9 protein-coding genes are annotated in these 9,527 nt (G+C 69.8%); 4 read left to right on the plus strand and 5 right to left on the minus strand.

Translation table 11 applies throughout. The features are described from left to right. The first annotated feature begins 154 nt into the window (after positions 1-154). On the plus strand, positions 155-1,438 hold the full coding sequence (locus P3W75_RS15245) for an acyl-CoA dehydrogenase family protein (RefSeq protein ID WP_276228197.1): 1,284 nt from the start codon (positions 155-157) through the stop codon (positions 1,436-1,438). An 11-nt stretch (positions 1,439-1,449) separates the two neighbouring features. Beyond that, positions 1,450-2,658 (plus strand): acyl-CoA dehydrogenase family protein, encoded by a 1,209-nt coding sequence (locus tag P3W75_RS15250; protein WP_276228198.1) that lies wholly within the window; start codon positions 1,450-1,452, stop codon positions 2,656-2,658. Between the two features lie 136 nt (positions 2,659-2,794). On the opposite strand, the gene P3W75_RS15255 is transcribed toward P3W75_RS15250, so the two are convergent. From P3W75_RS15255 to P3W75_RS15270, 4 genes are all read right to left on the minus strand, one after another. After that, positions 2,795-3,709: a metal ABC transporter ATPase gene (locus P3W75_RS15255; RefSeq protein WP_276228199.1), complete on the minus strand. Its 915-nt coding sequence runs from the start codon at positions 3,707-3,709 to the stop codon at positions 2,795-2,797. A gap of 306 nt (positions 3,710-4,015) precedes the next feature. Then, positions 4,016-4,837, minus strand: coding sequence for an aldo/keto reductase (locus P3W75_RS15260; protein ID WP_276228200.1), 822 nt, complete (start codon positions 4,835-4,837; stop codon positions 4,016-4,018). Next, a complete protein-coding gene (locus P3W75_RS15265; RefSeq protein WP_276228201.1) occupies positions 4,816-5,991 on the minus strand; it encodes an NAD(P)/FAD-dependent oxidoreductase in 1,176 nt (391 codons plus the stop codon). Before P3W75_RS15265 ends, P3W75_RS15260 begins: the two co-directional genes overlap by 22 nt. 58 nt (positions 5,992-6,049) lie before the next feature. Further along, a complete protein-coding gene (locus P3W75_RS15270) occupies positions 6,050-6,382 on the minus strand; it encodes a DMT family transporter (RefSeq protein WP_276228202.1) in 333 nt (110 codons plus the stop codon). A 109-nt stretch (positions 6,383-6,491) separates the two neighbouring features. On the opposite strand from P3W75_RS15270, the gene P3W75_RS15275 reads away from it, so the two are divergent. Further along, positions 6,492-7,370, plus strand: coding sequence for a LysR family transcriptional regulator (locus tag P3W75_RS15275; RefSeq protein ID WP_276228203.1), 879 nt, complete (start codon positions 6,492-6,494; stop codon positions 7,368-7,370). A gap of 143 nt (positions 7,371-7,513) precedes the next feature. Next, positions 7,514-8,782 carry a lipid IV(A) 3-deoxy-D-manno-octulosonic acid transferase gene (gene waaA / locus P3W75_RS15280; RefSeq protein ID WP_276228204.1) on the plus strand — a complete coding sequence of 423 codons (1,269 nt, stop codon included), beginning with the start codon at positions 7,514-7,516 and terminating at the stop codon, positions 8,780-8,782. 89 nt (positions 8,783-8,871) lie between these two features. On the opposite strand, the gene P3W75_RS15285 is transcribed toward waaA, so the two are convergent. Continuing rightward, positions 8,872-9,465: a helix-turn-helix domain-containing protein gene (locus P3W75_RS15285; protein ID WP_276228205.1), complete on the minus strand. Its 594-nt coding sequence runs from the start codon at positions 9,463-9,465 to the stop codon at positions 8,872-8,874. Positions 9,466-9,527 lie beyond the last annotated feature (62 nt).

A 9,527-nucleotide genomic window follows, 5' to 3' on the forward strand; every position in this document is an offset into this window, starting at 1 on the left:
CTCGTAGCGCGGTGCGTTCGCGAGCAAGCTCGCTCCTACATCCGTGCTCCCAGTGACCGTCGCGCCAACGCTTCCCGGCAAAGCGGTCATGGTTCCCCCGCCGACTCCCGGCGCATGATCCCTGGCATCCCATCCCCGCGTGGAGCGAGATGCCATGACCACCGACGTGCAGGGCCGCGCCCTGGCCGTGCTCAACCGGGTGGCCCAGGCCGACTGGCCGGACCGCCTGAAACTGCGCAAACCCTTCGAGAAACTGCTCTACGTCGGTAGCCGCAGCGGCTTCCGCATGGCCAGCCAGCGCGCCGCCAAGCAGCCCCGGGAACCCCGCAAGAGCGACCCGGACGGGCTCTTCGACCTGTCGTTGTCCGACGAACAGCGCATGCTGGTGGAGATGCTCGAAGGCTTCGCCGCCGAGGTGCTGCGCCCGGCCGCCCATGACGCCGACGGCAACGCCGCGGTGCCGGCCGAGTTGCTCAACCAGGCGCTGGAGCTGGGCCTGGCCTTCTACGGCGTGGGCGAAGTCCACGGCGGCATGGCCGGCGAGCGCACCGTGCTGAGCAACGCGCTGATCGCCGAGGCCCTGGCCCGTGGCGACCTGAGCCTGGCCGCCGCGCTGCTGGTGCCGCTGTCGGCGGCCAACTGCATCCGTCGCTGGGCCAGCCCGGAGCAACAGGCGCTGTGGCTGCCGGCCTTCCTCGACGAGGCGGGCCCGCCGCTGATCGGCCTGGCCGTCGGCGAGCCGCAGCTGCTGGCCGACCCCGGCGAACTCAGGACCCAGGCGCGCAAGCGCGGCCGCCACTACCTGCTGTCCGGGGAGAAGTGCCTGGTGCTGCGCGGGCTGGACGCCAGCCAACTGCTGGTTGCCGCGCAGGCCGCCGATGGCCCGGCGCTGTTCCTGGTCGACGCCGCCGCCAAGGGTGTCGAGCGGCGCCCGGAGCCGGCCATGGGGCTGAAGGCCGCCGGTACCGCGCGCATCCGTCTGAAGGGCGTGAAGGTCGACGCGAACCGCCGCCTGGCCGCCGCGAAATTCGACTACCAGGCCTTCCTCGACCTCAGCGGCCTGGCCTGGTGCGCGCTGGCCCTGGGCACGGCGCAGGCCGCGCTGGACTACGTGATCGGCTACTGCAACGAGCGTGAAGCCTTCGGCGAGCCGATCAGCCATCGCCAGGGCGTGGCCTTCTTGGTCGCCGACATCGCCATCGAGCTCGACGCCATGCGCCTGATGACCTGGCGTGCCTGCGCGCTGGCCGAGCGCGGCCAACCGTTCCACCGCGAGGCCTACCTGGCGCGGCTGCTCTGCGCGGAGAAGGCGATGAAGATCGGCACCGACGCCGTGCAGCTGCTCGGCGGCCACGGCTTCACCAAGGAACACCCAGCCGAGCGCTGGTACCGCGACCTGCGCGCCGTAGCCATCATGGCCGGCGGCCTGCACCTCTGAGGAGCGCCTGCATGTACCTGGAAACCCCGAAGAAATTCCGTGGCCTGGTCAACCAGGCGCACCAGGTGGCGGAAAACTACCTGCGGCCGATCTCGCGCAAGTACGACAAGGCCGAACACGGCTATCCCAAGGAGCTGGACCTGCTGGCCGCCCTGCTGGACGGCATGAACGCCGGCTCGCCGGACGCGGTGGGCGCCACCTCGGCGAGCAAGCGCAAGGGCGCGGCGGTGGAGGCGGGCGTGAAGAACGGCGGCAACCTCTCGGCCTGCCTGGGCGTGATGGAAATGTGCTGGGGCGATGTCGGCCTGCTGCTGGCCATGCCGCGCCAGGGCCTGGGCAACGCCGCCATCGCCGCGGTGGCCAACGACGAGCAGCTCAAGCGCTTCGGCGGCACCTGGGCGGCCATGGCGATCACTGAGCCGGGCTGCGGCTCGGACTCGGCGGCGATCCGCACCACCGCGAGCAAGGATGGCGAGCACTACGTGCTCAATGGCGAAAAGATCTTCGTCACCTCCGGCGCCCGCGCCGACGCGGTGGTGGTCTGGGCCACCCTGGATCGCGGCCTGGGCCGCGCGGCGATCAAGTCCTTCGTGGTGGAGAAGGGCACCCCGGGGATGACCGTTACCCGCCTGGAGAAGAAGCTCGGGATCAAGGCCTCGGACACCGCCTCGATCAGCTTCAGCGACTGCCGGGTGCCGGCGGCCAACTTGCTGGGCAACGCCGAGATCGATGTGCAGAAGGGCTTCGCCGGGGTCATGGAGACCTTCGACAACACTCGCCCGCTGGTCGCCGCCATGGCCGTGGGCGTGGCCAAGGCCTCGCTGGATCGTGCCCGCGAGCTGCTGAAGAAGGCCGGCTGCCGCTTCGACTATGCCAAGCCGCTGTTGAGCGTGACCCACGCCGAGGCGACCCTGTACCGCCTGGAGGCGGAATGGGAGGCCGCACGCCTGCTGACCCTCAAGGCCGCATGGATGGCCGACAACCGTCAGCCCAACTCCAAGGAGGCGTCGATCGCCAAGGCCAAGGCCGGGCGCGTGGCCAACGAGGTCACCCTGAAATGCGTGGAGCTGGCCGGGGCGCTGGGCTACGGCGAGGACGAGTTGCTGGAGAAGTGGGCGCGGGATTCGAAGATCCTCGACATCTTCGAGGGTACCCAGCAGATCCAGTTGCTGATCGTGGCGCGGCGGCTGCTCGGCAAGAGTTCCAGCCAGCTGAAGTGACCGTGCTATCCGTAGGAGCGGACTTCGTCCGCGATGGCAAGGGCGCCGGCCTTGCCGGCGTTATCGCGGATGAATCCGCTCCTACAGATTGTGTATCGGGCACGTGCGTAGGAGCGGACTCTGTCCGCGATGGGGCTCAAGCCGTGCGCCGGCCCTTGCCGGAATTGCCGTTGGCCGGTGGCAACTGGTCCAGCCAGTCGCGGAAACGGATGTGCTCGTCGCTGACCAGCCAGCCGTCCTGCCGCGCGAAGCTTTCCGAAAGCCACACGCCACGGGTCGCGGCCTTCACCAGTTCGCCCTTGCGCAGGGTGAAGAGTGCCCCGGTGGGCTGGCCGTGCTCCAGCGGCAGCAGGTAGAGGTCCGGGCGCCGACGGTCCAGGCGCGCCACCAGCGGGCCGCTTTCCAGGCGTTCGTCAACGTGGAACAGGCTGACGTCGCGCACGTCCCTGGGCAGCTCCATGCGCAGGTCGTAGACCAGCTGCAGCGAGGCGGTGGGCAGGTGCACGTAGGCTTGCGGGCGCTCCAGCAGGCGTAGCGCGCCGGCCTGCACCGGGCGTGCGGCGCCGGACAGCGGGGTCAGCGAAAAGTGGCTGGCCTCGCGGTAGCGCAGGGTGCCCTGGTACGGTGTCGGCAGCCAGGTGTCGCCGAAGCGCCCGCCGAGCCAGCCGTCGGCGGTTTCCACCAGGCATTCCTCGGCCACCTCCTGGATCGCCGTGAGCAGCGGCAGGTTCAGTTCGTGGGACGGCACGTAGCCGGAAATCAGCTTGAGCACGGTATCGCCGCGGTCGACGCGCTTCTGCTTCACCAGCACCCAGTAGTCGCGGCCTTGCCAGTTCAGGGTCAGGCGCACGGAGACGCCCAGGTTGGCCAGTTCCACGGTGAAACGCTGCGCGTCGGCCACCTGCACGGGGCGCCGGCGGCGCTCCAGCACCTGGGTGAAATTCAGCGGCAGGCCGAGGGGCTGGTAGACCAGGCTGTCGGGGTTGGCCTCGACCAGCAACGGCAGGGTCTTGAAGGCGGTCGGGTCCTTGCGGGCGAGCGTACGGGGCATGGGCGGTCCTCGTCGTACAGGGCGCGTCGGGCCGCCCGAGGGGTGGGTGGCCTGGCCGATCGTTCCGGATTGCCAGCGGCTACGGAGTTGACGTCGAACTTCGAAAAGCCTCGGTTATTTCGAGGTTAGCCCTGAAAGAGCTTTGCTTTTCGGAGAAATATCCTGTCAGCGAGCTTTTGGCGGCAATTTTGCGTGCCGCGGCTTTTCACCGCGGAGTCTGAGCATGGCACAGGAATGCGGCCTTTGTGTCAACCTTGGGTGACTGCCGATCAACGGTCGTGGCGCCGCCGTGTTCGGCTGCAGCCCTCAGCCGCCGAGGACTTCAGCGGCCAGCGCGACGTTGTGCCGCAGGTGCTGCGGGTTGATGGTGCCGACGATGGCGGCGCCCACCCCGGGGTGGCCGAAGACCAGCTCGAAGCTCGCCCGCACCGGGTCCTGGCCATCCGCCAGGCACACGTGGCCGCTGGCCAGGGCCTTCTTCACCAGGATGCCGCGATGCTGTTCCAGGGCCTGGTCGATGACCGGTTTCTCGGCGCGCTCGTTGAGGTTGTAGGTGACCATCGCGCAGTCGCCGCGCTGCAGCGCCAGCAGGCCGCCATCGACGGTCTTGCCGGAGAAGCCGAAGCCGCGGATCAGGCCTTCCCGCTTGAGCTGCTCCAGGGTCGCGTAGACGTCGGTGTGCTGCAGCACCTGCAGGTCGTTGCCGTCGGAGTGCACCAGCACCAGGTCGATGTAGTCGGTCTCCAGGCGTCGCAGGCTGCGTTCCACCGAGCGACGGGTGTGGGCGGCGCTGAAGTCGAAGCGCGACTGGCCGTCGTCGAATTCCTCGCCGGTCTTGCTGACGATCACCCAGTCCTGGCGCTGGCCGCGCAGCAGCGGGCCGAGGCGCTCCTCGCTGCGGCCATAGGCCGGCGCGGTGTCGAGCAGGTTGATGCCCAGGTCGCGGGCCAGGGCCAGCAGGTCGGCGGCCTCGCGGTCGTCGGGAATGCGGAAGCCGTTGGGGTATTTCACGCCCTGGTCGCGGCCCAGTTTGACCGTGCCCAGGCCCAGCGGCGAGACGTCCAGGCCGGTGCTGCCCAGCGGGCGGCGCAGCGCGTGCAGGCTGGTCACGGCAGCAGCTCCTCCCATACCGGGCGCGCCATGGCCGGGCGCGGCAGCTCCGGAAGGGCGGGCGGCGTGGCGGGCTGGATGGCGTCCTTGTGCAGGGCCTCGATGACCCGGTCGGCGAAGTTCGGCGCCAGCGCCAGCTTGGTCGGCCAGCCTACCAGCAGGCGGCCCTGCTCGGCGAGGAAGGCGCTGTCCGGGCGCAGCAGGCCGGATTGCGCCGGCTCGGCGCGGTCCACGCGCAGGGTGGCCCAGCGCGCGGCGGAAAGGTCGACCCAGGGCAGCAGCTTGTGCAGCTCGCGCTGCGCCTCGGCGATCTGCTCGGCTTCGTTGCGCGCCACGCCATCGGCTTCGGCGATGTCGCCGCCGAGGTACCAGACCCACTGGCCGTCGGCCGCCGGGTGGGTGGTCACGGTGACGCGCGGTTTCGGCCCGCCACCCACGCAGTGGGCGTACAGCGGCTTCAGGGTCGGGCCCTTGACCAGCACCATGTGCAGCGGCCGGCGCTGCATGGTCGGCTGCTCCAGGCCGAGCTCGCGCAGCAGCGCCTCGTTGCCGGCGCCGGCGGCGAGCACCACGCGCTGGGCGCGGATTTCGCGGCCGTCGACGCGCAGGCCGAGCAGTTCGTCGCCTTCGCGCAGCGGCTCGATGCGTTCACCGGCCAGCAGGCTGTCGCCGCCCAGTTCGGCCAGGCGTGCGACCAGGCTGGGCACGTCCAGCACCAGTTCCGCGAGGCGGTAGGCCTTGCCCTTGAAGGCCTTGTCCTGCAGCGCCGGTGGCAGTTCGTCGCCCTTCACCTGGGCGACGCGGCTGCGCACCGCCTTGCTGGCGAAGAAGCTGGTGAGGTTGCCGGCCAGGCCGCCCGGCGACCACAGGTAGTGGGCGTCGGAGAGCACGCGGACGCCGCGCAGGTCCAGCTCGCCGTCGCCGGCCAGGCACTGGCGCCACAGCGACGGCATGTCGGCGATGGCTTCCGAGGCGCCGGTCAGCGCGCCGTGCAGCGCGTACTTGGTGCCGCCATGGATGATCCCCTGCGAGCGCATGCTCTGTACGCCACCCAGCGCGGTGTTCTCCACCAGCACGGTGGCGTAGCCGGCGCGGCGCAGCCGGGCGTTCAGCCAGAGGCCGGCGATGCCGCCGCCGACGACGAGGATGTCGGTGCTCAGGGGGTGGGTCATGGAAGGGCGCGCCTCGGGACAATACGAAGCGCGCAGTATAACCGAGGGGATGCCCGGCTCAGTGGCCGGTGCTGTGCGAGAACAGCTGGATCACCACCACGCCGCTGACGATCAGGCCCATGCCGAGCAGCGCCGGGGTGTCGAGGCGCTGCTGGTAGAGCACCAGCGCGGCGATGCTGACCAGCACGATGCCGAGCCCGGCCCAGATGGCGTAGGCGACGCCCACCGGGATGCTGCGCACCACCAGGGTGAGCATCCAGAAGGAGATGGCGTAGCCGACGATCACCAGCAGCAGGGGCAGGGGCGTGGACAGGCCTTTCACCGATTTCAGCGAAGCGGTGGCGATGACTTCGGCGACGATGGCGATGGCGAGATAGAGGTAGCCGGGCATGTTGAATTCCTCCCCAGGAACGGCCGCTGGGCCGATGTTGCGAATAGCGACATTCTAGTGATCCTGATGATGGGATAAAGTCATTACCTATCTGAGTGGGAGATAGGCTATGCAGTGGAACCTGGAGCAGCTGCGCCTGTTCGTCAGTGTCGCCGAACAGTCGTCGTTCTCCGCCGCGGCGCGCCAGCTCAAGCGCGTGCAGTCGGCGGTGAGCTCGTCCATCGCCCTGCTGGAAAGCGACCTGGGGGTCAGCCTGTTCGACCGCAGCAGCGGCCGCCAGCCGGTGCTGACCGAGGAGGGCAGGGCGCTGCTCGACGAGGCGCGCGAGGTGCTGCGCCAGTGCGAGCGCCTGGAAAGCCGGGCCATGGCCCTGGTGCGCGGGCAGGAGGCGCGGCTGCGCCTGGCGCAGGACGAGGCCATGCCCTATCAGCCGGTGCTGTCCAGCCTGGAGGCGCTGGCGCAGGCCTTCCCGACCCTGGAGGTGCAGCTGGCCAGCGGCGCCCAGGGCGACGTGGCGCGCAAGCTGCTGGAGCGTCGCGCCGACCTCGGCCTGCTGTTCCACCATGAAGGCATGCCCAAGGAGCTGGAGCGCCAGCGCCTGGGCACCATCGAGATGGTCACCGTCTGCGGCGCCGGTCATGCGCTCGCCGGCCAGGACTACGCCGACCGCCGCGAGCTGGCGCGCCATCGCCAGCTGCTGATGGCGCCGCAGGACAGCCACTACCCCGGCGGCGAGCAGATCAGCCCGCTGGTGTGGCGCGCCGACAGCTTCTACGCCATGGCCGAGCTGCTGATGCGCGGCCTCGGCTGGGCCTGGCTGCCGCGCCACGTCGCGCAGTACCCGGCCTATCAGTCGCTGCTGGTGGAGCTGGCCAGCGACTGGACGCCACCGCCGTTGGTAGTGGAGCTGGTATGCCGCCGCGACGAGCCGCTGGGCCCGGCTGCGGAGTGGCTGGGCGAGTGCTTCGCCGAGCACCTGAAGGAATAGGAGAAACACGACTGTAGGAGCGGATTCCGTCCGCGATGGCTCGCCCCGCGCCATTGATCGCGGATAAATCTGCTCCTACAACATACCCTCCCATTTCGCCGCCCGCGCGAACGCCCCGGCGTTATTTGCTACTCTCCGCCGCCATGAACCGAACCCTCTATACCCTGCTGTTCCACCTGGGCCTGCCGCTGGTCGCGCTGCGCCTGTTCCTGCGTGCGCGCAAGGCGCCGGCCTACTCCCGGCGCATCCGCGAGCGCTTCGCCTTCGGCTTGCCGGCGATGCGGCCGGGCGGTATCTGGGTGCACGCGGTGTCGGTGGGCGAGAGCATCGCCGCCGCGCCGATGATCCGCGCCCTGCAGCAGCGTTATCCACAGTTGCCGATCACCGTCACCTGCATGACCCCGACCGGCTCCGAGCGCATCCACGCGCTGTTCGGCGACAGCGTGCAGCACTGCTACCTGCCCTACGACCTGCCCTGGGCCGCCGCGCGCTTCCTGAACCGGGTCAAGCCGCGCCTGGCGGTGATCATGGAAACCGAGCTGTGGCCCAACCACATCCACCAGTGTGCCCGCCGCGGCATTCCGGTGGCGCTGGCCAACGCGCGGCTGTCCGAGCGCTCGGCGCGGGGCTACGCGCGCTTCGAGGGGCTGACCCGGCCGATGCTCGGCGAGATGAGCTGGCTGGCGGTGCAGACCGAGGCCGAGGCCGAACGCTTCCGCCGCCTGGGCGCGCGCCCGGAATGCGTGAGCGTGACCGGCTCGATCAAGTTCGACCTGAGCATCGACCCCGAACTGTTGCGCCGCGCGGAAGCGTTGCGCGAGGCGTGGCAGGCGCGGCAGCGACCGCTGTGGATCGCCGCCAGCACCCACGCCGGCGAGGACGAAATCATCCTGGCCGCCCAGCGCAAGCTGCTGGAGAAACACCCCGACGCGCTGCTGATCCTGGTGCCGCGCCACCCGGAACGCTTCGGCCCGATGTTCGAGTTGTGCCGCCGCGAAGGTTTCGCCACCGTGCGCCGTTCGAGCGGCGAGCCGGTGACTGCGCACACCCAGGTATTGCTCGGCGACACCATGGGCGAGCTGCTGTTCCTCTACGCGCTGGCCGATGTCGCCTTCGTCGGCGGCAGCCTGGTGCCCAACGGCGGGCACAACCTGCTGGAGCCGGCGGCGCTGGGCGTTCCGGTGCTGGCCGGCCCGCACCTGTTCAACTTCCTCGAGATCGCCGCGCAACTGCGCGAGGTCGGCGCCCTGCGCGAAGTGCTGGACGCGCCGACCCTGGCGGTGGCCGTGGGGCAGTTGTGGGACGAAGCGCAGGCCGCGCAGCGCATGGCCGAGGCCGGGCTGGGCGTGCTCAAGGCCAACCAGGGCGCGCTGCAGCGGTTGCTCGACGGGCTGGCGCGGTTGTTGGCGTAGGGCGGATAACGTTCGACGTTATCCGCCGTTTGACCGGGATTCCCGACGACGCCAGGGTTGACCTGGGCGTCTGTGTAGCGCATTGAAGGTCAGAACGTCGGCGGGGTGATCACCCACAGCACCACCGCATCCACGTCCCCCGGGTTGCCGTAGCGGTGCGGCTCCTGGCTGGAGTAGCTGAAGCTGTCACCTTCGTTGAGCAGGAAGTAGCGCTCGCCGACCCAGAGTTCGAAGGTGCCGCTGAGCAGGTAGCCGGCTTCCTCGCCTTCGTGGCTGTAGCTCTGCTGGCTGTAGGTGCCTGGCGGGAAGCGCGAATGGAGGATTTCCAGCTGGCGGCTGGGCTGCGGGCTGAGCAGCTCGTCGACGATGCCGTCTTCGTAATGCACGCTGGTCCGCGCGTTGCGCCGCACCACGTAGCCGGCGTCGGCCGGGTCGACCTGCACTTCGCTGGCGAAGAACCACTGGATGGTCACCCCCAGGCTGCGAGCGATGTTGAACAGCGCGGGAATCGACGGGTAGGCCAGGTTGCGTTCCAGCTGGCTGATGTAGCCGGCGGTGAGCTTGCTCTGTTCGGCCAGCTCGGCCAGGGTCATGCCGCGCCGCTTGCGCAGGCCGCGTATGCGCGTGCCGAGGAACTGCGCTTCGGGGCTGGCGGGGGCGTCCTGCGGGGCTTTCGGGCTCATGCGGCGAGGGTCCTGGCGAGTCGGTCGAGGGGCATTCTAAACAATGCGCCGCGCCTGTGGGC

Source organism: Pseudomonas citronellolis (assembly GCF_029335315.1).
GTDB lineage: Bacteria > Pseudomonadota > Gammaproteobacteria > Pseudomonadales > Pseudomonadaceae > Pseudomonas > Pseudomonas citronellolis_A.